This is a genomic window from Amycolatopsis circi (assembly GCF_003385235.1).
Taxonomy (GTDB): Bacteria; Actinomycetota; Actinomycetes; order Mycobacteriales; family Pseudonocardiaceae; genus Amycolatopsis; species Amycolatopsis circi.
This window is the reverse complement of record NZ_PQIA01000091.1, coordinates 1-22,181: the sequence shown is the minus strand read 5'-3', so window position 1 is coordinate 22,181 and position 22,181 is coordinate 1. Positions and strand designations below refer to the sequence as shown.

The 22,181-nt window shown below is 69.4% G+C and carries 18 protein-coding genes; 12 read left to right on the top strand and 6 right to left on the bottom strand.

All coding sequences use genetic code 11. From position 1 onward, the window contains the following. Position 1: 1 nt before the first annotated feature. On the bottom strand, positions 2-1,648 hold the full coding sequence (locus D0D37_RS31000; protein WP_116204143.1) for a DNA repair helicase XPB: 1,647 nt from the start codon (positions 1,646-1,648) through the stop codon (positions 2-4). Positions 1,649-1,726: 78 nt separating this feature from the next. Between D0D37_RS31000 and D0D37_RS30995 the strand changes: the two genes are divergently transcribed. Next, positions 1,727-2,356 (top strand): LppU/SCO3897 family protein, encoded by a 630-nt coding sequence (locus tag D0D37_RS30995; protein ID WP_116204142.1) that lies wholly within the window; start codon positions 1,727-1,729, stop codon positions 2,354-2,356. Positions 2,357-2,398: 42 nt separating this feature from the next. Here D0D37_RS30995 and D0D37_RS30990 read toward each other — a convergent pair whose 3' ends face one another. Continuing rightward, entirely contained in the window at positions 2,399-3,418 is a 1,020-nt protein-coding gene (locus tag D0D37_RS30990) for an ABC transporter substrate-binding protein (RefSeq protein ID WP_116204141.1), read from the bottom strand. Between the two features lie 136 nt (positions 3,419-3,554). On the opposite strand from D0D37_RS30990, the gene D0D37_RS30985 reads away from it, so the two are divergent. The 5 genes from D0D37_RS30985 to D0D37_RS30965 all read left to right on the top strand — a co-directional run bounded on the left by D0D37_RS30985 (position 3,555) and on the right by D0D37_RS30965 (position 11,119). Then, complete coding sequence (locus tag D0D37_RS30985) at positions 3,555-6,239, top strand: sensor histidine kinase (RefSeq protein ID WP_162834551.1); 2,685 nt, start codon at positions 3,555-3,557, stop codon at positions 6,237-6,239. 3 nt (positions 6,240-6,242) lie between these two features. Then, complete coding sequence (locus tag D0D37_RS30980) at positions 6,243-6,920, top strand: copper homeostasis protein CutC (RefSeq protein ID WP_116204139.1); 678 nt, start codon at positions 6,243-6,245, stop codon at positions 6,918-6,920. A 438-nt stretch (positions 6,921-7,358) separates the two neighbouring features. Continuing rightward, positions 7,359-8,999 carry a S53 family peptidase gene (locus D0D37_RS30975; protein WP_116204138.1) on the top strand — a complete coding sequence of 547 codons (1,641 nt, stop codon included), beginning with the start codon at positions 7,359-7,361 and terminating at the stop codon, positions 8,997-8,999. A gap of 100 nt (positions 9,000-9,099) precedes the next feature. Further along, positions 9,100-10,317: an acyl-CoA dehydrogenase family protein gene (locus D0D37_RS30970; RefSeq protein WP_208720231.1), complete on the top strand. Its 1,218-nt coding sequence runs from the start codon at positions 9,100-9,102 to the stop codon at positions 10,315-10,317. Positions 10,318-10,408: 91 nt separating this feature from the next. Continuing rightward, positions 10,409-11,119, top strand: coding sequence for a hypothetical protein (locus D0D37_RS30965; protein ID WP_244223732.1), 711 nt, complete (start codon positions 10,409-10,411; stop codon positions 11,117-11,119). On the opposite strand, the gene D0D37_RS30960 is transcribed toward D0D37_RS30965, so the two are convergent. The 4 genes from D0D37_RS30960 to D0D37_RS30945 are packed head-to-tail and all read right to left on the bottom strand — an operon-like array spanning position 11,120 to position 14,544. Then, positions 11,120-11,977, bottom strand: coding sequence for an ABC transporter ATP-binding protein (locus D0D37_RS30960; RefSeq protein ID WP_116204136.1), 858 nt, complete (start codon positions 11,975-11,977; stop codon positions 11,120-11,122). A 14-nt stretch (positions 11,978-11,991) separates the two neighbouring features. Further along, positions 11,992-12,816, bottom strand: coding sequence for an ABC transporter permease (locus tag D0D37_RS30955; protein WP_425266983.1), 825 nt, complete (start codon positions 12,814-12,816; stop codon positions 11,992-11,994). Further along, a complete protein-coding gene (locus D0D37_RS30950; RefSeq protein ID WP_116204135.1) occupies positions 12,813-13,580 on the bottom strand; it encodes an ABC transporter permease in 768 nt (255 codons plus the stop codon). The genes D0D37_RS30955 and D0D37_RS30950 overlap by 4 nt, the downstream gene beginning before the upstream one ends. 1 nt (position 13,581) lies before the next feature. Beyond that, a complete protein-coding gene (locus tag D0D37_RS30945) occupies positions 13,582-14,544 on the bottom strand; it encodes an ABC transporter substrate-binding protein (RefSeq protein WP_208720232.1) in 963 nt (320 codons plus the stop codon). Positions 14,545-15,243: 699 nt separating this feature from the next. Between D0D37_RS30945 and D0D37_RS30940 the strand changes: the two genes are divergently transcribed. From D0D37_RS30940 to D0D37_RS30915, 6 genes are all read left to right on the top strand, one after another. Then, positions 15,244-18,333, top strand: coding sequence for a sensor histidine kinase (locus tag D0D37_RS30940; protein ID WP_208720230.1), 3,090 nt, complete (start codon positions 15,244-15,246; stop codon positions 18,331-18,333). Next, complete coding sequence (locus D0D37_RS30935) at positions 18,330-18,803, top strand: roadblock/LC7 domain-containing protein (protein ID WP_377870993.1); 474 nt, start codon at positions 18,330-18,332, stop codon at positions 18,801-18,803. Before D0D37_RS30940 ends, D0D37_RS30935 begins: the two co-directional genes overlap by 4 nt. A gap of 27 nt (positions 18,804-18,830) precedes the next feature. Next, positions 18,831-19,598, top strand: coding sequence for a DUF742 domain-containing protein (locus D0D37_RS30930; RefSeq protein WP_116204131.1), 768 nt, complete (start codon positions 18,831-18,833; stop codon positions 19,596-19,598). After that, positions 19,579-20,184, top strand: a complete 606-nt coding sequence (locus tag D0D37_RS30925; RefSeq protein ID WP_116204130.1) for a GTP-binding protein — start codon at positions 19,579-19,581, stop codon at positions 20,182-20,184. The genes D0D37_RS30930 and D0D37_RS30925 overlap by 20 nt, the downstream gene beginning before the upstream one ends. 457 nt (positions 20,185-20,641) lie before the next feature. Then, positions 20,642-21,073 (top strand): roadblock/LC7 domain-containing protein, encoded by a 432-nt coding sequence (locus D0D37_RS30920; RefSeq protein WP_116204129.1) that lies wholly within the window; start codon positions 20,642-20,644, stop codon positions 21,071-21,073. A gap of 3 nt (positions 21,074-21,076) precedes the next feature. Further along, on the top strand, positions 21,077-22,075 hold the full coding sequence (locus D0D37_RS30915; RefSeq protein WP_116204128.1) for a DUF742 domain-containing protein: 999 nt from the start codon (positions 21,077-21,079) through the stop codon (positions 22,073-22,075). Positions 22,076-22,181: the final 106 nt, after the last annotated feature.

Here is a 22,181-nt window from a genome sequence, read left to right as displayed (position 1 = left end):
CTCACAGCGGTCGACGCAGGTCTTCCGCGTCGACGATGTGGTACGCGTACCCCTGTTCGGCGAGGAAGCGCTGGCGGTGCGCCGCGTACTCCGTGTCCACTGTGTCCCGCGAGACGATCGAATAGAAGTGCGCCTGCCGTCCGTCGCCCTTCGGGCGCAGCAGCCGGCCGAGGCGTTGCGCCTCCTCCTGCCGCGAGCCGAACGTGCCCGACACCTGGATCGCCACCGACGCTTCCGGCAGGTCGATCGAGAAGTTCGCCACCTTCGACACCACCAGCGTGCGCAGTTCGCCGCGGCGGAACTTGTCGAACAGCTCCTCGCGCTCCTTGTTGCGCGTCGAGCCCTGGATCACCGGGGCTTCCAGCTCCGCGCCCAGCATCTCCAGCTGGTCGAGGTACGCGCCGATCACCAGGGTCGGCTCGCCCGCATGTTTGTCCACAATGGACCGGATCACCGGGATCTTCGTCATCGCGGTGGCAGCGAGCTTGTACCGCTCGTCGGAGTCCGCGGTGGCGTACTGCAGGCGTTCGTTTTCGGTCAGCGTCACCCGCACCTCGGTGCACTCCGCGGGCGCGATCCAGCCCTGCGCCTCGATGTCGCGCCATGGTACGTCGTAGCGCTTCGGGCCGATCAGCGAGAACACGTCGCCCTCGCGGCCGTCCTCGCGCACCAGCGTGGCGGTCAGCCCGAGCCGCCGTCGCGACTGCAGGTCCGCGGTCATCCGGAACACCGGCGCGGGCAGCAGGTGCACCTCGTCGTAGACGACCAGGCCCCAGTCGCGCGAATCGAACAGGTCGAGGTGCCGGTACTCGCCCTTGGTCTTGCGCGTGACCACCTGGTACGTCGCGATGGTGACCGGCCGGATCTCCTTCTTCTCCCCGGAGTACTCGCCGATCTCGTCCTCGGTGAGCGACGTGCGCGCGACCAGTTCGCGCTTCCACTGCCGCCCGGCGACGGTGTTGGTGACCAGGATCAGCGTGGTCGCCTTGGCGTGCGCCATCGCGGCCGCGCCGACCAGCGTCTTGCCCGCGCCGCACGGCAGCACGACGACGCCGGAACCGCCCGCCCAGAACGCCTCCGCCGCCTGCCGCTGGTAGTCGCGCAGGTGCCAGTCGTCCTCGGCGAGGTCGATCGGGTGCGCTTCGCCGTCCACGTACCCGGCGAGGTCCTCGGCGGGCCAGCCGACCTTCAGCAGCGCCTGCTTGAGCCGCCCGCGTTCGGACGGGTGCACGAGGACCGTGTCGTCGTCGATCCGCGAGCCCAGCATCGGGCTGATCTTCTTGTTCCGCGAAACCTCTTCCAGCACCGCGCGGTCGGTCGTGGTCATCACCAGGCCGTGCGCGGGGTGGTTGGCGATCTGCAGCCGCCCGAACCGGCCCATCACGTCCACGACGTCGATCAGGAGCGGCTGCGGCACCGGGAAGCGCGAGTACGTGGTGAGCGCGTCCACCACCTGTTCCGCGTCGTGCCCGGCGGCGCGCGCGTTCCACAACGCGAGCGGCGTGATCCGGTAGGTGTGCACGTGCTCGGGCGCTCGTTCCAGTTCGGCGAACGGCGCGATGGCGATCCGCGCGTCGCCGGCACGCGGATTGTCGACCTCGAGCAGCACGGTTTTGTCGGACTGGACGATCAGGGGGCCATCAGTCACCTCTCCTTTATACGTTCCCTCCCGGCGCGCGGCCCGGGGATGCCAAGATGACGGGACGAAGCCGCGGGAGGGGACCCAGTGACCACACCACCGTTCGGCATGCCGCCGGCCGCGAACCCGTACCAGCCGCTTCCGCAGCAGCCGGTCCAGGTCGGCCCGAAACGGGTGTCGGGCAAGCAGAAGGCGCTCTTCGCCGCGCTCATCGTCGTGGCGCTCGGGCTCGGGACGCTCGGCGCGTTCGGGTTCGCCGCGATCGCGCGTTCGGCGGGGCCGCCGGTCGCGGGCAGCTGCCTGTACCTCTCGTCGCTGGGCACGAAGACGCAGACCTACACCGGAGCGGACTGCTCCGACCGGGCCGCCACCTACCGCGTCGACACCGTCGTCAACGGCCGGTCCTCCTGCCGCGGCGAGGACTACGTGCGGTTCGAGCTGTACTCGTCGACCCGCTCCGCCACCACCACCAGCAGCAGGCCGAGCCAGACGCTGTGCCTCGCGCTGAACGTCGTGTCCGGCGAGTGCGTGCGCGACGTTTCGGACGAGTCGAAGGTCGGCAAGGTCGCCTGCGACGACCCCAAGGCGGAGGCGCGCGCGGTTGTGCACGACGGCGAGCGGAAGGCGTCCAGCTGCGGCGACAAGGATCTGTCGCTGGTCTACGCGGGGCCGCCGGTGCGCACGATCTGCCTGCAGCCGACCGGGGCGAGCATCTAACGCCTCGTGCGTGGCAAAGCCGGTTAGAACCGGCTTAAACACTCACAACGCGTTCGGAAGCATCGCCGCCACGTCGAGGCGGTTGGCGAGTTGCCCGGAGCTGTGCATGAGGTCGGCCACGCGCTGCAGCCGGGTCGCCGACAGCGTGGTCGGGTAGCTGCCGAGCGAGATGAGCGCGGCGGTGGTCTGGTCGATGTCGGAGAACGACGGCAGCGCGTCGCGCACCTTCGCCGAGTCGGACGCGGCGAGCTGGGCCTGGGTGAGGACGTTCCGGAACGCGGTCAGCGTGCGCGGGTTCGCGGCGGCGAACTGGCCGGTCGCGGCATAGCCCGACGCCGGGAAGTCGAGGGTCGCGCCGGTCGATCCGTCGGCGAGGATCTGCGCGCCCAGTTCTTTCTCCGCGCGGGTGATGTACGGCTCGACCATCAGCGCCGCGTCCGCGTCTCCGGACTGCAGCGCGGCGGGCATCTGCCCGTACGGCCGGGACACGAACTCGATCTTCGACTTGTCGACGCCCGCCGTGCCGAGGACGGCCCGCGCGGTGAGCGCGCCGATGTCGTCGGGGGAGTCGACGGCGATCTTCGGCGACTTCTTCGCGGTCGGTTCGGTGTAGTCGGAGCCGGGCAACGTGACGAGCGCGATAGTCGTGCGGCCGAACGTGTAAGCCTCGCCCTGCAATTGCAGCGCGGTGCCCGATCCCGCGGCGCGGAACAGGGACACGTCGCTGCCGAACGTCACATCCACCTGTCCGGCCTTCAGTTTTTCCACGCCGTCGCTGTCGCCGAGTTCCACCAGTTGGACGTTCAGCCCGGCCTGGCGGAACTTTCCCGCCGCGACGGCGATCCGCAGCGGGGCGGTGTCGATCGGGCTCGCGACGCCGACCCGCAGCGTCGCGCGTTCCGGCGGTTGCGCTTGTCCGGAGTCACCGGATCCGAACACGGAACAACCGCTGAGTGCGAACAACGTCGCCACCAGCGCAAACCTCAGACCGGTCGCTTTCACTCGCCATCCCCTGCCGGGAGAATCTCTGCCTCGTGCTGGATCGTATGGGCCGCTGCCCATACGATCGCCCGCAGGGCGGTGCCCCCGCCAGGGTGGCTTCCCGATCTTTTCGCCGGAAGCTACCGCTTGGTAGTTTTCGGCCGGAGCCCGATGACGTCCGCGGGCAGAGGTTCCCGCGGTGGAAAAGGAAGCACAGGTGACCCGTCGCGACGACCGTCCCCGTTCGGGTGACGCGACGGATCCGGCTGCCTCGCGTCCGGTCGGCGGCGGATGGCGGCTGCGGAACTGGCGCCTGCGCACCAAGCTCTTCGTCGTCCTGCTGATCCCCGCGCTCGCCGTGGTCGTGCTGGTCGGCCTGCGGGTCAACAGCGACCTGCGCGACGCCCGCCAGCTCGCCGAGTTCGCCGCCCGCTGCCGGGTCGACACGACGGTCGCCGAGGTCGTGCACCAGTTGCAGCGGGAACGCGACGTCACGGTGCGGTTCGTCGCGGGCGACCGCAAGGGCGCGACTGACGTCCTCGTCGGCCAGCGCACCCGGGTCGACTTGGCGATCGGCGCGTTCGAGCGGTCGCTCGCCGACAGCAAGGCGCGGCTCGACGGCTCCGCGGCAGGCGACCTGCAGCAGAGCGACGACCGGCTGAGAGTGCTTGGCGGCCTTCGGTATTCGGCCGAACACTCGGCGTATCCGGCTGACGCGGTGCTTCGCTCCTACAGCGAGCTGATCTCCGGTCTGCTCGACATCAGCGACACCGCCGCGGCCGACGTCACCGAACCCGACCTGGCGCGGCTGCGGCTGGCCGGGAACGCGCTCGCGCGGATCAAGGACCAGATGTCGGTCAAGCGCGCGGTCATGTCCGAGGCGATCGCGCAGGGCACGCTCAACCGCGACCGGACGCGCGCGTTGCTCGGCGCGGAAGCCGAACTGGCGGCCGCGCGCAACGACTACCGCACCTTCGCCACGCCGGACGAGCAGCGGATGTACTCGGACACGGTGATCGGCATCGTCGTCGACATCGGCAACGACATGGTCGAGTCGGCGCTCACGCGTACGGAGAATAATCAGCCGCTCTCCGGCCTGGACGCGGACCAGTGGGACACCGCGTCGACGTACACGGTCAATCTCGCCCACCAGGTGCAGCAGGCGCTGCTCGTCCAGCTCCAGGACAAAACGGACGCGCGAGCCGCCAGCGCCCGTGCGTCGACCATCTGGGACGGCGGAATCGTCATCGGTGTCCTGTTGGTCGCCGGTGTGCTGTCGGTGGTGATCGCGCGCTCGCTGCTGCGGCCGTTGCGGATCCTGCGCCGCACCGCGCTGGAGGTCGCCGACCATCGGCTGCCCGAGGCCGTGCAGCGGTTGCTCACCGAGCCCGATCCAGCTCCGGAGAACCTGCGGCACCGGGCGGCGGTGGCTCCGGTGCCGATCTTCACCCGGGAGGAAGTCGGGCAGGTCGCGCGCGCGTTCGACGCGGTGCACGGCGAGGCGGTCCGGCTGGCCGCCGAGCAGGCGATGCTGCGCGAGAACGTGAACGCGATGTTCGTCAACCTGTCGCAGCGCAGCCAGGACCTGGTGGAGCGGCAGCTGTCCGTGCTCGACCGGATGGAGGCGGGCGAACAGGACCCGGAGACCCTCGGCGGGCTGTTCGAACTCGACCACCTCGCCACCCGGATGCGGCGCAACAGCGAGAACCTGCTGGTGCTGTCCGGCACCGACCTGGTGCGCGAGGACACCGGACCGGTGGTGGCCGACGAGATCATCGGGGCCGCACTGTCCGAAGTGGAGGATTACCAGCGGATCGAGGTCGGCCCGGCCCCGGCGCTCGCGGTGCGCGGCGACGCGGTCAACGACCTGGTGCACGTGGTGTCCGAGCTGCTGGAGAACGCCACCCGGTACTCCGGGCCGCAGGCGGCGGTCACCGTGGAAAGCGCGCGGACGCCGGACGGCGCGTGGCGGATCGAGATCACCGACCGCGGCGCGGGCATGCCGCAGGCGGAGATCGACCGCACCAACGCGCGGCTGGCGCATCCGCCGGAGGTCGACGTCGAGGTGTCGCGCCGGATGGGGCTGTTCGTGGTCGCGACGCTGGCCGAGCGGCACGCCATCGCGGTGAAGCTGAGCCCGGCCGAGGGACGCGGTCTCACCGCGACCGTCGTCGTCCCGGCGGCGTTGATCACCGAGGCCCCGCCGCTGCCGCAGCTGCCCGCGCCGGTCGAACCGGAACCCGCGCCGGAGCCGGAGCTGCTCGCCCCGCTCGCGCCGCTGGCCCCGGCCGAGGAGCCGGAAGAGCCCGCCGAGCTGGTCGCGCCGACCCTCGACGACGCCGGTCCGCTGCGGCGCGCGCCGGTGGTCGAGGATGCGCCGTCGTGGCCGGGGCCAGCGGCGCGGTCGCATCTGGAGATCGACGCGCCGACTGACCGGATGCCTGCTTATCGCGACGTGCTTTCGCGTTGGTTCGATCTCTCCGCTCCGCCGGAGGAGCCGGTGGCGCCGGGGCCGCGCGTGGTCGCGCCGATGCCGGAGGTGCCCGCGTTCGAGCCGGACTACCAGGCAGCCGAGCCGAAGCACGCCTACGAAACGCCGCCGGAGTTCCCGACCGACGACCCGGACGAGGCGGCCCCGGAATGGCCGGCGCCCGCGCCCCAGGAACAGCCGGAGTGGCCGTCGCCGGAGCACCTGGAACAAGAGGACGGGGCCGAGGACACCTGGCCGTTCCTGCGGGTCGCCGACGTGACCGGCGGCCCCGCCGCGGCAGCGGAGCAGCGGCCGATACTCTCGCTTTCCCCCGACGCGGTGCGCGCCCGGATGACGAGCCTGCAAGGCGGCTTCCGGCGCGGCAGGCACGCCCGGGGGGAAGACACCCCGCCACTGGATCGAAACGGATGAGGCATGAGTTCGAACACCGCCCTGCTGGAAGTGATCGCGCTGGGCGCGCCGGACGCGGAGCGGGCGCAGGAGGGCGGAGCGGACCGGCTCGAACTGGTCGCCGACATGGCCAGCGACGGGCTCACCCCGAGCGAGGCGACGGTGCGCGAGGTGCTCGCGGCCACTGATTTGCCAGTGCGCGTCATGCTGCGCGCGGAGAACACTTTCGACGCCCGCGCGATCGACGAGCTGTGCGCTTCGGCGGCCCGGCTGGTGTCCGCGGGTGCGCAGGAGTTCGTGTTCGGCTTCCTGACCGAGGACGGCGAAGTCGACGTCGAGGCGTGTCGCGCGCTGCTGAAGGAGATCGACGGGCGGCCGTGGACGTTCCACCGCGCCATCGACCGCTCGCGCGACCCGATCGCCGCGTACGACGTGCTGGCCGAGCTTGGCTGCGACACCGTGCTGGCGGCCGGGCACGCGAACGGTGTCGCGAGTGGACTGTCGGTGCTGCAGCAGCTCGCGCGGCGCACCGACGGCCCGGCGCTGTTGGTCGGCGGCGGTTTGCGGGCGCAGCAGGTGCACTTGCTGCGGGCCGGCGGTGTGCGCGGGTTCCACGTCGGCGGCGCGGTGCGTCCGTCCGGTTGGGACGCTCCGGTGGACGCGGCCGCCGTGCGCGAGTGGGCCGAACTCGTCAAAGGCTGACCCGCTAGTGAGATTTTCCCGGTAGCGGGTGCAACGCCGATGTCCGTGAGGGGAACCCTGAGGGATTCAGAGTCCCTCAGGGTTCCCCTCACGGACCGCGAACCCACGCGACCCCGCTAGTCCATTCGAGAAGGGAACCTCGCCGGGAATTCCAATTCCGGCAAGGTTCCCTTTTTTGCTTGACGACCACAGTGCGCGTGTGAGCGCAAGCGGTCCGGATTGTCCACGGCTTCCGGATTCCGCCTTGCGATGGTTTCCGGATTCGGCGGGACATCGGGGCGGGAATCAGTCATAAATCGTGCAAGTGGAAAACAAACCAACCGCGATAAGGTCAGCCAAAAGTAGGTTTCTTTGTTTCGTGCGGTTTTTTAGGGTCGGTGATACGGGTCGGTACCGCGATTTAGCCGGCTCGGTCCCCGCCTCTCGAGAGGAATTCTCATGCGCTTGCGCAAGCTCGTCGCCGCCGCGGTTCCGCTGCCGGCGTTGCTGTGCCTGTCCGTGGCCGGCGTCGCGAACGCCGACCCGCTGGTCGCCCTTCCCGGCAACGCCGCACCGCTCGCCGCCAGCGCGCGGTCCGGCGATGTTGCCGCTGAGCAGCAGATTCCCGCCGCACTGTCCCTCAAGCTGCACAACCAGCAGGCGCTGGCCCGCTTCCTTTCCGACGTGCAGGACCCGGCCTCGCCGCAGTACCACCGATTCCTCTCTCCGGAGCAGTTCACTGCTGCATTCGGCCCAACGCAAGCCGAAGCCGATCAGGCGGTCAATTTCCTCAAGCGCAGCGGCGCGCAGGGTATTCAGGTTTCCGGAAACCGGCAGGCGATCACCTTCTCGGCGACTGCCGGACAGCTGGAATCTGCCTTCCATACGCGTCTCGGCAATTACACCGACACGGTCACCGGCCGGAAGTTCTACGCGAACGACTCCGCGCCGGAACTGCCCGCGTCGGTGTCCTCTGTGGTCGATTCGGTCGTCGGTCTCGACAACCACGCGGTGAAGCACCACGCGAAGCCGGCGGCGGCGCCGCGCACCGTCAAGCCGGTGACGCCGACCATCCTCAAGACCGCGTACGGCACCAGCGGCATGTCCGCCACCGGCGCGGGCGTGAACGTCGGGTTCGTGGAGTTCGACGGCTACAAGAAGTCCGACATCACCGCGTACGACACGAAGTACGGTCTCAAGGGCGGTTCGGTCAACACGGTTTCGGTCAGCGGAGCCAACTACGACTCCAGCCCCGGCGACGGCCAGACCGAGGTCGACCTGGACATCGAGGTCGTGCACGCGCTCGCCGCCCCGGCCAACGACTACGTGTACGAGGCCCCGAACTCCAACGCGGGCGAGCTGGCGATGTACCAGCAGATCGCGTCGGACAAGAAGGTCAGCGTCGTCTCGATCTCGTGGGGCTCCTGCGAGGCGGCGGAAGGCTCGGCCGCGGCCAACAGCGTCGACAAGGCGCTCGCGACCGGCACCGCCGAGGGCATCAGCTACTTCGCCGCCGCGGGCGACGACGGCACCACCGACTGCGCCCGCCAGACCGGCAGCAAGTCCCAGGCCGTGGACTTCCCCGCGTCGAGCCCGAACGTCTCCGGCGTCGGCGGCACGCAGCTGACGGTGAACTCGTCCAATGGCTACAGCAGCGAGACGACCTGGAACGACGGAGCCGCGGGCGGTGCCGGCGGCGGTGGCATCTCGACGATCTTCGCCGCGCCGTCGTGGCAGTCGAAGCAGAGCACGACCAAGCGCAAGGTCCCGGACGTCGCCGGTGACGCCGCGCAGGGTTCGGCCTACACGATCGTCTCCGGCGGACAGACCGGGAACGTGTGGGGCACCTCGGGCGCGGCTCCGCTGTGGGCGGGCTTCGCCGCGCTGCAGAACGAGGTCCACAAGGGCGGCCTCGGCAACCTGAACGCGAAGTTCTACAGCATCGGCAACGGTTCCTCGTACGGTTCCGGCTTCCACGATGTGACCACGGGTAACAACACCTTCAACGGGACTACCGGTTTCTCCGCTGGCAAGGGGTATGACCAGACGACTGGCTGGGGCTCGTTCAACGGTGCGGGACTGTCCAAACTGATCGGCTGAGTGCATGGCTCGTGAGTGCCTGTCCCGGTTCTAACCGGGACAGGCACTCACGAGTATTTGGCGGATTGACCAAGATCCGGGACGCTGTTTTGATGGCCGGGTGCAGCCTCTCCTGACGCCAAAGCAGCAGGCCCTCGTCGACCGCGCCGCCAAGCTCGCGGACATCTTCGCCGAGCGCGCGGCCGTGCACGACCGGGACAACACCTTCCCGCACCAGAATTACGACGACCTGCGGGAAGCGGGCTTCCTCCGGCTGTCGGTCCCGGAAGAACTCGGCGGCTCGGGAGCAGGGCTGCCGGAGATCCTGCCAGTGCTGGAACGGCTCGCGATGGGCGACGGCGCGACCGCGCTGGCGTTCACGATGCACCTGTCGCCGCTGGGACAGTGGGCGAGCGTCTGGCGGCGCACGAAGGCGCCCCGGCTGGCGGAACTGCTGCGCAAGGCGGTCGACGGCGAGCTGGTCTGGGCGTCGATCACCAGCGAAACGGGCCTGCGCAACGACATGACGGACGCGAAGACCCGTGCGGTCCGCGTCGAAGGCGGCTTCGAACTGACTGGCCGCAAGAGCTTCGCGACGAACTCGGCGGTCGCCACGCACTGCTCGACCACCGCGCGCTACGAGGACGCCGACGGCGGCCCGCGGCTGCTGCTGTGCCAGATCGCGCTGGACCAGCCCGGCGTCACGATCCATCAGACGTGGAACACCATGGGCATGCGCGGCACCCAGAGCAACGACGTCGAACTGGACAAGGTGTTCGTCGAGGACGCCGCGGTCGTGCATTCGCTGCCGGTGAAACACCTCGACTCGCGGGTGCTGGAAACCGTGTGGGCGTGGGCGATGCCCGCGTTCTCGGCGGTCTACACGGGAATCGCGGCGGGCGCGCTGGACTGGACCGTGCAGACGCTGATCCGGCGCGGCAAGGCGGAGGACCCGGTGCTGCAGGACGTGATCGGCGAATGCCAGATCCTGCTGGAGAGTTCGCGCGCGCTGATCTACCGCCAGGCCGACGAGGTGACGAGCCGCCGCCTGTTCACCGGAGACATCCAGGACGGCGTGGCCCGCAGCGCGGTGGTGAAGTACGCGGCGGCCAACAACGCGGTCCAGGTGATGCAGCGGCTGGTCGACGCGCTGGGCGGCATGTCGTACACGAAGGCGCTGCCGTTCGAGCGCATGTGGAGGGACGTGCAGGCGAGCACGTTCATGCCGATGGGGAACCTGGCGACCCGGAAGCTGGTGGGGGCCAACGTGCTCGGGGTGCGGACCCTGCCGGAGATCGGTCCGGACGAGACCGGGCCGGATTCCCGCGCTCAGGGCTGAACGGGTGAACCCGGCCGGAACCGGGTGAGTTTTCGCTGCTCAAAGGCTATCTTGACCGCTTCGGTCTTGGTGTCCAGGGGAGGGGCAGCGAGTGGCGAAGCAGAAATTCCGCGAGGGTCCGAACGGCCCGTATCCAGTACCCGATAGCTACGGTACGAAGGTTTTCGTGGCCGGGGTGGCGATAGTCGCTGCCGTCGGCGGCGGCACCGCGGCCGGAATCGGCGGTGCGGCGAGCGTGGGCTCCGGGGCGGCGGCGGCCCTGCCCGGAAACCTCGCCGGTGGCGTCGCGGATTCCTTGCCCGGCCGCGGTCTTGAGACCCGCAAAGCCGAGGGCAAGAAGTCCGCGAAGCGCGGCCGCAAGGACGAGACCTTCAGCCGCTTCAAGCTCATACAGCTCAAGCAGGCGGCCAAACACGAGATCGACTGCCTGCTGAACTCGACCGGCCGCGTCCGGGACTATCTCGCGGAGCACCGCTGCGCCTCATTGGACCGGAACATCTTCGCCGTCGGCGACGGGCACGGCAACGCCGCGGTGATTTCCGTTGCCCGCGTGGGATTTCCGAAGAAGAGCGACGCCGAAGGCTGCGAGAAGGTCGAGGAGGTGCAGGGCAGCGGGGACATCAAACCCCTTGGTGCTGCCCTGCTCGGCCTCGACGGCGTGAAATTCTCCGGCCACCACTTCCAGTCCAGAGTGGACGGTCGAGCGATGGTGATCGCGGAGACGGAAACCGTTGCCGGAAAGGTAGATTCCGGAACCCTCGACGCCCTTGCCGACGTCGCGGTGTGGTTTCCGAAGCTGTGACTACTTCTTCTCCGACACAGCAGCATCCGATTCGGACGCCGCAGCAGCTTCCGCCGCCTCCTGCTCCGCCAAATCCGCCGCCGCCTGCACCGCCGGACCGTGCAGCAACCGCGCCACTTCACCGCGCAGCGAAACGAACTCCGCCGATTCCCGCGTAGTGATCTGGTCTCGCTGCGCAGGCAAGTCCACCTTCAGATCCGCCACGATCCGAGCAGGCGACTTCGACAGCACCAGCACCCGGTCGCCCAGGTACACGCTCTCGTCGATGTCGTGCGTCACCAGCAAAACCGTCGTGCCCTGTTCGACCTGGACGCGGCGCAGCAGGTCTTCCAGCTCGAAGCGCGTCTGCGCGTCCACCGACGCGAACGGCTCGTCCATCAGCAGCAGCGCCGGACGGCTCGCCAGCGCACGGGCGATCGACACCCGCTGCTGCATGCCGCCGGACAGCTGCCACGGGTACTTGTGCACCGCGGCGGACAGTCCGACCGCCTCGAGCGCTTCAGCGGCCCGGGCCCGCCGGGTCGCCTTGTCGAGTTTGCTCCAGCGCAGCGGGAATTCCACGTTCTTCGCGACCGACAGCCACGGGAACAGGGAACGGCTGTAGTCCTGGAACACCACGGCGAGATCGTCCGGCACCGAGGTGACGCGGTCGCCGTGCAGGCTCACCGTGCCCGCGGACGGCGGGATCAGGCCGGCGATCGCGCGCAGCAGCGTGGACTTGCCGCAGCCGGACGGGCCGACGATGCACGCCAGCTGCCCGGTCTCGACCGTGAACGACAGTTCGTTGACCGCGACGTGCGCGGATTCGCCGCTGCCGTAGCGGTGGCTGAGGCCGGAGACCTCGAGCATGGTCGACATAACGGGAAACCTTCCTAGTTCCGGCCGGGCTGCCAGCCGAGCACCCGGCGTTCGATGCCGAGCAGCGCGGCGTTGAACCCGTACCCGAGGATGCCCAGCAGCACGATCCACGCCCACATCTGGTCGAAGTCGTACGAGCGCTGGGCGGCGAGCAGCGCGTAGCCGATGCCGTTGAGCGCCCCCACCAGTTCGGAGATCGCCATCAGGATCAGCGCGATGGAGAGCGACACCCGAAGCCCGGCGAAGATCTTCGGCAGTGCCGAGGGCAGCACGACCAGCCCGATCCAGTACCGCTTCGGCGTGCGGAACGCGCGTGCCGTCTCGACCTTGACCTTGTCGACCGAGCGGACGCCGTCCACGGTGTTCATCAGCACCGGCCACAGCGAACTGAAGATGATCGTCGCGGTCTGCATGCCCGGCCCGATGCCGAACAGGATGATGAACACCGGCACCAGCGCGGGCGGCGGAATGGCGCGGAAGAACGCGAACAGCGGCCCGACGTAGTCCATCCCGGTCCGCGAGCGGCCCAGCGCGACGCCGAGCGCGACGCCGAGCACCACCGCCAGCAGCCAGCCGCCGAGCAGCCGGCCGAGACTCGGCAGGATGTGGTCGAACACCGGGTCGCCGAGGAACAAATGCGAGGCAGGGCCGGAGAACCACAGTTTCGCCGCCGCGGCGGCGATCTTCGACGGCGGCGGGAAGAACACGCTCTCGCTCAGCCGCGTCGCGATCTCCCACAGCACCACCAGAATCACGAACAGCAGCCACTTGCGGGCGAACCCGCTGATGCCGCGGCTCATCCGGCGCGTCACGGTGGACGGCTTCTCGACCACGCTCACGCGGCGGCTCCTTCGACGGCGCTGCTCCAGCGGAACAGCCGGTGGCCCAGCCGTTCCAGGCCCTCGTTCACCAGGTAGCCGAGCAGCCCGGCGACCACCGTTCCGGCGAGCACCAGATCCATCCGGCCCGGCCCGGAACTGGCTTCGAGCACGAACTGCCCGATGCCGAGCTTCGCCCCGGCGAGGAACTCCGTGCTGATCACGAGGATCAGCGAAATCGCCGCGGACAACCGGATCCCGGTGAACACGAACGGCGCCGCGTGCGGCAACGCGACCGAGGTCAGCACCCGCGAGCGCGGAGTTCCGTACGTGCGCGCGGTTTCCAGCAGCAGCGGGTCGATCTCCGCCAGCGCGTAGATGGTGTTGAAGAGAATCGGCCACACCGCGGCGTACACGGCCAGCGTGATCTTCGCTTCCGGGCCGCCGCCGACGACGATCAGCACCAGCGGAATCAGCGCCACGGAAGGGATCGGCCGCAGGAATTCGACGATCGCCTTGGTCGCGTCGCGCAGCCAGGGGATGCTGCCGAGCAGCAGGCCGGCGGGGACCGCGATGGCGATCGAGACGATCAGCGCGATCATCCAGGCGAGCACCGAGGCGACCACGTCGCGGACGAATTCGACGTCGCCGAGCAGTTCGCCGATCCGGGCGAACACGACGGTCGGCGGGGGAAGGTCGTTCTGGTCGATCAGACCGGCCCGCACGACGGCCTCCCAGATCAGGAGGAAGCCGAGCAGGCCGGTCAGGTTCCGGACGAGGCGCACGTCAGGACGCGTTCGCCTGCGGGACGATCATCGACTGCACGTCGATCTTCGACTGGATGGAACCGAACTGCTGCAGCAGGTCCGGCACCCGCTGGATGCGCCGCGCGTCCAAAGTGGACTGGAAGGTCAGCAGGTTCGTGATCTTCGCGGTCGCCTCGTCCACCTTCGAGTACTGGATCATCAGCGGCTCGATCTTGGAGCGGTCGGCCGATTCCTTGGTGGCGCGAAGCATCGCGCGCTGGAACGCCGCGACCGTCTTCGGGTTGGCGTCGGTGAACTTGCCGAGCGAGCCGTAACCGGCGGTCGGGAAGTCCTTGGTGCCGCCGGAAGCGGTGTCGATGACCTCGACCGTCCCGTTGACCTTCGCCGACTGCGTGATGAACGGCTCGGTCAGGAAGCCCGCGTCGATGTTGCCGCGCTTGACCGCGGGGCCGATGTCCGGGAACCGCAGCGAAACCCACTGCACGTCGTTGAAGCTCACGCCGTTGTCGCGCATGACCGACTTGGTCAGGGTGTCGCAAATCGTGTTGGTGGCGGTGATCCCGATCTTCTTGCCCGCCAGGTCGTGCACGTTCTTGATGTTGCTGGTCGGCATCGCCACGATCTCGGTGCTCTTCGGGCCGGCCGAGGAGGCGTCGGCGACGAGCTTGATGTCCGCGGCGCCCTTGCTCTTGGCGATGAAGAACGGCGTGTAGCTCGCGTAGGCGATGTCGACCTCGCCCGCCTGCAGCTTCTGCAGCGAGGCGTCACCGCTGGCGGCGTCGACGGCTTCGACTTCCAGTCCCTCGTTCTTGAAGTAGCCGTTCTGGACCGCGAGGTGGAAAGGCGCCACGTCGATCGTCGGCATGATCGAGACCTTGATCTTGGCCTTCTCGACTCCGGAACCGCCCTTCGAGCTGCCCGAATCGTCCGATCCGCCCAGCAGGCCGCACCCGCTGGCGGTCAGGGCCACGCCGCCCGCCATCGCGAGCGACAGGAACCCGCGCCTGCCGTAGCCGCGCCGGCTGCTCACCGCTTCATCAAACAAGGTCGCTCCTAGCAAATGGGCCCGCGTCTGGAATGGACGCGGGGGGAAGGTGGCTCATTGTCCGGAGTCACGCGGCTACTGTAGAGAACCTGGTCGATCACTCACAATGGGTGTTCATATACGATTCAGAAGTGGTACTGGTCACTCGATCAGGTGATCGAATCCGCTGGTATGCCGGGGTATGTGAACGACCTGTGGGTGCCCGAAGGGCCTTGATCCGCTGCCTGGGTGCTCTCCGGGCAACTTCTGGAGGGTTACAAATCGGCCAGGCGTTCGCTACCCTCTGCTCCTGCAATGTGAGGTGTGGACCACCGATGTAGTGAGAGCAGGACATGGGAAAAGGCTCTCCGCGCACGCCGGCGACGAGCCGGCGCAAGGTGGCCTCGGCCGAACGGACTAAGAGATCGACCACGTGCGGGGACCGAACGTCATGCCAGACCTGAACCGATTCCGCGCCCGAGGCGACGGGCAGCCGCACCTCGAAGTCGATCTTTTCACTCGGAAGGGTGTAACAGTCCGGGGCGCGGTCCAGACCACTCAGGTGGCGGATTACCTGCCGGGAGCGTGCGCGTAGTGGCCACGAGCAGGGCAGGTTCGGAATCAACGGGTCCCTCGGGCCCGGACGGTGGTGCGGCGGTGCCGAACGAAGACACCGCGGGGGCAGGGGAGGCCTCCGCTCAGGAGAACGCGGGGACCGCGCAGCAGCGGTCCTGGCTCGCACTCGGCAACTGGCGGCTGCGGTCCAAGCTCGCGCTCATTCTCCTCATCCCCACGATCACCGCGCTGGTCCTCGGTGTCCTGCGCGTGGTCGACGACGTGCAGTCGGCGGTCGACCTCAACCACACCGCCAACCAGGTCGCCTTCGCCGAGAAGGTCACCGCGGTGGTGCACGACCTGCAGCGCGAGCGCGCGCTGGCCGTGGTCCGGATCTCGTCCGGAGACCCGCTGCGCCAGACCGGCCTCGACGCGCAGATGGCGAAGGTCGACCACGACGTCGACGACCTGCGCAACGCCGCGGTCAACCTCGAGAGCGACGACCAGGCCGCCAGCGACCGGTACGCGCACGGCCTCCAGCGCCTCGACGCGCTGCGCCCGCTGCGCGCGGCGATGACCACGTCGGCCTACTCCGACCGCGCGGTGCTCGACACCTACTCCTCGGTGCTCGACTCGCTGATCCAGCTCGGCCGCGAGGTCTCCACCGCGACCACCGACCGCGACCTGCTCCGCCTCGGCACGAGCACGCAGTCGATCAGCGAGGCGAAGGAGTTCATCCTCCGCGGCGACTCCGCGCTCCAGATCGCCGCGTTCCGCGACGGCTTCCCGGGCAACCTGATCGACGAGACCCGGGCCGCCGAGGCCAGCGGCGACGCGTCGATCACCGCGTTCCTCGCCAACGCCACCGGCGACCAGGTCCAGCTCTACAACGACACCTACTCCGGCCCCGAGGTCGACGAGCGTCGGCGATTGCAGACGCAGGCCTTCTCCTTCGCCCAGGGGGGCCAGCCGCTCAACCTCGACGGCACCAAACTCGGCCAGGACTCCACCGTCGCCGCGGACAAGCTGCGCGCGGTCGAGGTCAACCTGCTGACCCAGCTGCGCGCGCAGGCCGACGAACTGGCCAGCAACGCGGTGCGGTCCGCCTGGGTCGGCGGTGTCATCGTCCTCGCCGCGCTGATCGCCGCGCTGATGCTGATGCTCGTCATCGCCCGCCTGATGCTGCGCCCGCTGCGGGTGCTGCGGAAGACCGCGCTGGACGTCGCCTACACCCGGCTGCCGGAAACCGTGCAGGCCATCCTGGACGACCCGGACCCGGTCAACGCCTCGAAGAAGGCGGTCGACCCGGTTCCGGTCCTCACCCGCGACGAGATCGGCGAAGTGGCGCGCTCGTTCGACGTGGTGCACGAACAGGCGGTCAAGATGGCCGCCGAACAGGCACTGCTGCGCGAGAACGTCAACGGCATCTTCGTGAACCTCTCGCGGCGGTCGCAGCGGCTGGTGGAACGCCAGCTCGGCGTGATCGACCGGCTCGAGGCCGACGAGCAGGACCCGGACCATCTCGCGAGCCTGTTCGAACTCGACCACCTGGCGACCCGGTTGCGCCGGAACGGCGAATCGCTGCTGGTGCTTTCGGGCGCGGGCCTCGCGAAGTCGGTGCCGAAGCCGGTGCCGGCGGCCGACGTGATCGGCGCGGCGGTCTCGGAGATCGAGCAGTACGCCCGCATCGAGATCGGCATCGTGCCCGAGGTGGCGGTGCAGGGTCTCGCGATCCACGACCTCGTGCACGTGCTCGCGGAACTGCTCGACAACGCGACGTACTTCTCCGAACCGGAAACCAAGATCACCGTCCGCGCGGTCATCACGCGCAAGAAGGCGCTGGCGATCCAGGTCACCGACCACGGCGTCGGGATGACCGAGGAACGCCTCGCCGAGGTCAACGAGCGTCTCGCCGACCCGCCGGACCTGGACGTGTCGGTGACCCGCCGAATGGGTCTGTACGTGGTCGCCCGGCTGGCCCAGCGGCACGGCATCGAGGTGCGGCTGCGCGAGAACGAGGACATCGAGGGCGGCGTGATCGCCCGCGTCGTGGTCCCGGTCGAGCTGCTCACCCAGGTCCGGACCGTTTCGCCGACGATGCGGAACACTCCGCCGCCGCCGAACCGCAACGAGGTTTCGCACCCGAGCCTGCCGCCGCTGAACCGCGACCCGGAGCCGCCGAACCCGCTTCCGCTCGCGCCGCCGCCCGCGGCCGCCGAGCTGACCGAGGCGATGGGCTCGACCGGCGGAGCGTCGGAGAACGGCGGTCTGGTCCCGCTCGACCAGCCGATCAGCCTCGACGACCTCGTCGCGGGCAACCGCGCGGCCGGTCCGTTCCTCAGCCCGGCGACGCCCGCCTCGGAAACGCCGGCGTGGCCGACCGCGGAGGATCTCGCCCCGCTCACTCGCGAGTCGTACGGCGAGGGCGCGAGCCTGGCGCAGACCGAATTCCCGCCGCTGGTGCTGCCGAAGCGGGAGCCGAAGTACGTCGCGCCGGAAGCGCCGAAGCAGCAGTCCGCCGCCGAGCCGGACGGTTCCGCCGCGCTCGAGGACGACGTGCCAACCCGGCGGCTGCCGATCTATCAGTCGGTTCTGTCGCGCTGGTTCAGCGAGGGCGAGGACGGCGAGAACGGCACTGGCGCCGCCGGATCCGCCGCGCCGGAACCGGAAGCCGCCGAAGCCCCGGAGGTCCGCGAGACCCACGCGGCTCCGGTCGAGCCGGAGGAGATCCGGGCCGCCGAGCCCGAGCACCGGCCCGCGCCCGCGGCGCTCGAATCGACGCCGCTCTACCCCGGTTCAGACGAGCCGGAGGACGACAGCTGGCACAGCGTCTCCGACGAGGGCTGGCACGCGGCGCAGTCGCTGCTCGAGTCCAAGAACGAGGAGATGACGTCCGCCGGGCTGCCCAAGCGCGTGCCCAACGCGTACCTGGTCCCCGGCTCGATCGGCAACGCGCCGGAACCGGCGCAGGCGCAGAACTCGTTCACCGACGCGACCGCCGGAATGCCCGGGACGGGTGCGATGGCCCGCTCGGCGACGGCTGCCCGCAGCCGGATGGCAAGCTTCCAGCGTGGGTACAAGTCCGGTAGGCACGCACTGAAGGAGCGGCCGCCGGACGCCCGGCTCGACGACGACGGGGTTCGCGTCACCGGGGCCGGGTATGTGAGCGACAGCAGTGAGGAGCGAGAGTGACACGGGCGGGAGTGCAGCCGGGAGGCGGCTCGGTGCAGCCGAACGGCAGGCAAGCCGGCGGCGGTGCGAGCAGTTTCGCGTGGCTGATCACGGACTTCGTCCACCGGGTGCCCGGTGCGGCGCACGCGGTGGTCGTCTCGGCCGACGGTCTGCTGCTCGCGTCTTCGCGCGGGCTGCCGAAGGACCGGGCGGACCAGCTGGCGGCCGTCGCCTCGGGGCTGACCAGCCTCGCGCGCGGCGCGGCCAAGGTGTTCGAAGGAGGCCCGGTCGCGCAGACCGTGGTCGAAATGGCGAACGGATTCCTCTTCCTGATGTCGGTGTCCGACGGCTCGTGCCTCGCGGTGCTCGGCTCGCCGGAAAGCGACATCGGCTTGGTGGTGTACGAGATGACTCTGCTGGTCGAACGGGTCGGCCAGCAGCTGACACCGGAGATGCGGGCACAACTGCAGGGCGCTGCGGTCCGTCGCTAGGCGGACCTAGGACTACAGGAGTAAACCGTGGACGACGGGCGCTTGCGCGGCGATGGCCGGCTCGGTGACGAGCACACCGGGGGCTGGGGCGATCGGGACCAGAGCCGGGAGGACTGGAAGTCCTTCCGGGACCGGGTCGACCGCGAATGGCGTTCGAGGGACGTCCAAGCCGCGGATTCCGAGCCGGTGCGCGAACCGCCGAACTGGCTGACCGATTCCAACGCCGGGCAGCAGCCGGGCATCACCGCGGTGCCCGGGTACCGCGAGCGGCTGCTCGGCGGGCCCGGTTCGGAACTGTTCGGCGGGGCGAGCGGACCGCTGTACGACTCGGCCGAGTTCGCCGCGTTCAGCGCCGAGCGCGACGGGTCTCCCGGACCGTCGTCGAACGAATTGGCCGCCGCGCTGCCGATGCAGGCGGCCGGCGAATACGTGGACGAGCCCGCCGAGGTGGAGACCTCCGGGCTGGTCCGGCCTTACTTCCGCACCCGCGGGCGCACGAAACCGACCTACGACCTCGCGATCGAGGCGCTGGTGTCGACAAGCGAGCAGGGCCGGGTGCTTGACCGCGTCCGCGTGCCGGAGCACCGGTCGATCTGCGACCTGTGCCTCGACACCCGGTCGGTCGCCGAGGTGGCCGCGCTGCTGCGGCTGCCGCTCGGCGTGGTGCGAGTGCTGATTGGTGACGTGGCGGGCCTCGGCCTGGTGCTCGTGCACACGAGCAGCAGCACGAATTCGGGCGACCGCCCCAGTATCGAGTTCATGGAAAGGGTGCTCAGTGGGCTTCGGAGAATTTGACTCCGACGCGAACACACCGCATACGGGTCCGACCTCGTCGGCCAAGATCGTGGTCGCGGGTGGGTTCGGTTCGGGCAAGACGACTATGGTCGGGGCGATCTCCGAGATCGACCCGCTGACCACCGAGGCCATGATGACCGAGGCCAGCGTGGGCCACGACGACGTGTCGGCGACGCCGAACAAGTCGACGACCACGGTGGCGATGGACTTCGGCCGGATCTCGCTCGACTCCGACCTGGTGCTGTACGTGTTCGGCACGCCGGGCCAGCACCGGTTCTGGTTCATGTGGGACGACCTCGCCGTCGGCGCGATCGGTGCGGTCGTGCTCGTGGACACCCGGCGGCTGGCGGACGCGTTCCCGTCCATCGACTTCTTCGAGAACCGGAAGCTGCCCTACGTCGTGGCGATCAACTGCTTCGACCGGCTGCTGCACCACCAGATCGAAGACGTGCGGCACGCGCTCACCATCTCGCCTTCGGTGCCGATCATGGCGTGCGACGCGCGGGAGCGGGAGTCGGCGAAGCAGGTGCTGATCTCCGTCGTGCAGCACGCGATCGCGCACGACACGGCTTTGCGGGCGGGCTAGTCGTCCTGTTCGCGGTCCCCGCCGCCGTCTGCGAAGGAGGCGTACGCCGACTCCCAGATTCCCGTTCCACCCCGGCTCGGGTGCGGCCGTTGGAGTGAACTCCGAGGGCTTCACCCGCTTCGGGGAGTGGTGCCTCCGAGTGGAGCAGGCTGAGTAGTCCTGCCCCCTCGCGGCCGAGGCCGGCCGCCCCTGATCGGGGCGTCGGACCGGCGGTGACCTGCACGGACATCCCGCTGCGCACGGTGGCCGCCGCCACCACCGAGTGACCCGCGAATGCGTGGTTGGGCATGCGTTCGCGCGACGTTACATCCGGCAGACACGTACCGTGCCCGGGCACACGCTCGACACGACCGGGTGCGTGAATACGCTGGAACGACGCCTTCACCGCGGCCGGGCGAGGATGACCCGGCCGACGGCGAACGGGCGTCCGGCAGCGTTCGAGGAGCTTGGAGGGGCAGTGACCGATTCCGACCGGCCAGCGGACCAGGGCACGTTCAGCTGGCTGATCTCGGATTTCGTGCGCCGGGTCCCGGGTGCGGCGCACGCGGTGCTGGTATCGGCGGACGGACTGATGCTCGCGCCCTCGGAGGGCTTGCCGCAGGAGCGCGCCGAGCAGCTCTCGGCGGTGGCGTCCGGGCTGATCAGCCTGACCCAGGGCGCGGCGCGGTGCTTCGAGGCGGGCGGCGTGAACCAGACCGTGGTCGAGATGGAGCGCGGGTACCTGTTCCTGATGTCGGTCTCCGACGGGTCCTGCCTCGCGGTGCTCGCCGCGCCGACGTGCGACATCGGGACGGTCGCCTACGAGATGACCCTGCTGGTCGAGCGGGTCGGCGAGCAGCTCACGCCGGAACTGCGCGCCCAGCTGCAGGGCGGCGGGGTGCTGGGGTAGCCGATGAAGATCTCGGGTTTCGGAGACCAGGACACGGGCGCCTGGGACGCCCTCCACAAAGGCACGGAACGGGAGTCGTTCGACTCGCCGAGCCGGTACGAGCTGAGTTCGCTGAGCATGCGATTGCCGCATCGGCAGCCGCGGTCTTCTCCGCCGCCGCCTCCTGCTGCTCGACGTGCGGAGCCCGCACCTCGTCGGGCTCCCGCGCCTGCGCCTGTACCGCGTCCGGTGCAGCAGGCGGTCGCCCCGCGTCCGGTGGCCCCGCCGCCTCCTCCTCCCGCTCCGGTTCAGGAGGAGAACTGGGACGACGGTTACGAATGGGTCGAGGACGGCGAATCCGGTTATTGGGAAGAGCCCCAGCAGACTCAGCGCTGGGAAGAGCCGCCGCCTCCGCCTAGGCCGGTGGCGCACGACCCGTACTCCTTCGACGAGTACGCCGGTTCGCCCGGCCCGGACGACCGCGTGGTGCCGGAAGGTTCGGCGTACCAACGCCGCCACGTCGAACAAGCCTCTCGCAGCCGGCACGCACTGGCCGAAGAGCCCGAGGTGGACGACCGGTATTCCTACCCCGACCCTGGTCCCGGCCCCGCTTCCGGAGTGTCCGAATTGGACCGGTTCTGGTCCAGTGACGAGCCCTCGCAGCCGGAACCGCCTGCGCAGCCGACGAAATCCCGCGTGCGGCCGTACGCACGGACCCGCGGCCGGACTCATTCAGACCACAACCTCGCGCTCGAAGCCCTGGTCTCCACCAGTGACGAGGGCCGCCGTTACCGCGGGGTGCGGTCGATCGAGCACCGGCGGATTTGCGATCTGTGCCTGGACACCCGGTCGGTCGCCGAGATCGCCGCGCATCTGCACCTGCCGCTCGGCGTGGTGAAGGTACTGGTGGGCGACATGGCGGACATCGGTCTCGTCATGCTGCACCAGACCGACCTGGTGCTCGGGGATCGCTCGTCGAGGGAGTTCATGGAGCGGGTGCTGCAGGGGCTTCGCAACCTCTGACCGCGGGCGTTCGCATCGCTCGCCTCGCCGTTTACCTCGCGCGTTCCAGCCTGCTCTGGTTCGCACCGCGCTCACTCGCCCCTCCTCCGCCCGCTCTGCCCGGCTC

Bases quoted from the DNA above. Each gene is read 5' to 3' on its own strand.
- D0D37_RS30990 (WP_116204141.1), bottom strand. From the start codon at position 3,418: ATGGGCAGCGGCCCATACGATCCAGCACGAGGCAGAGATTCTCCCGGC.
- D0D37_RS30980 (WP_116204139.1), top strand. From the start codon at position 6,243: ATGAGTTCGAACACCGCCCTGCTGGAAGTGATCGCGCTGGGCGCGCCG.
- D0D37_RS30975 (WP_116204138.1), top strand. From the start codon at position 7,359: ATGCGCTTGCGCAAGCTCGTCGCCGCCGCGGTTCCGCTGCCGGCGTTG.
- D0D37_RS30960 (WP_116204136.1), bottom strand. From the start codon at position 11,977: ATGTCGACCATGCTCGAGGTCTCCGGCCTCAGCCACCGCTACGGCAGC.
- D0D37_RS30945 (WP_208720232.1), bottom strand. From the start codon at position 14,544: ATGGCGGGCGGCGTGGCCCTGACCGCCAGCGGGTGCGGCCTGCTGGGC.
- D0D37_RS30915 (WP_116204128.1), top strand. From the start codon at position 21,077: ATGAAGATCTCGGGTTTCGGAGACCAGGACACGGGCGCCTGGGACGCC.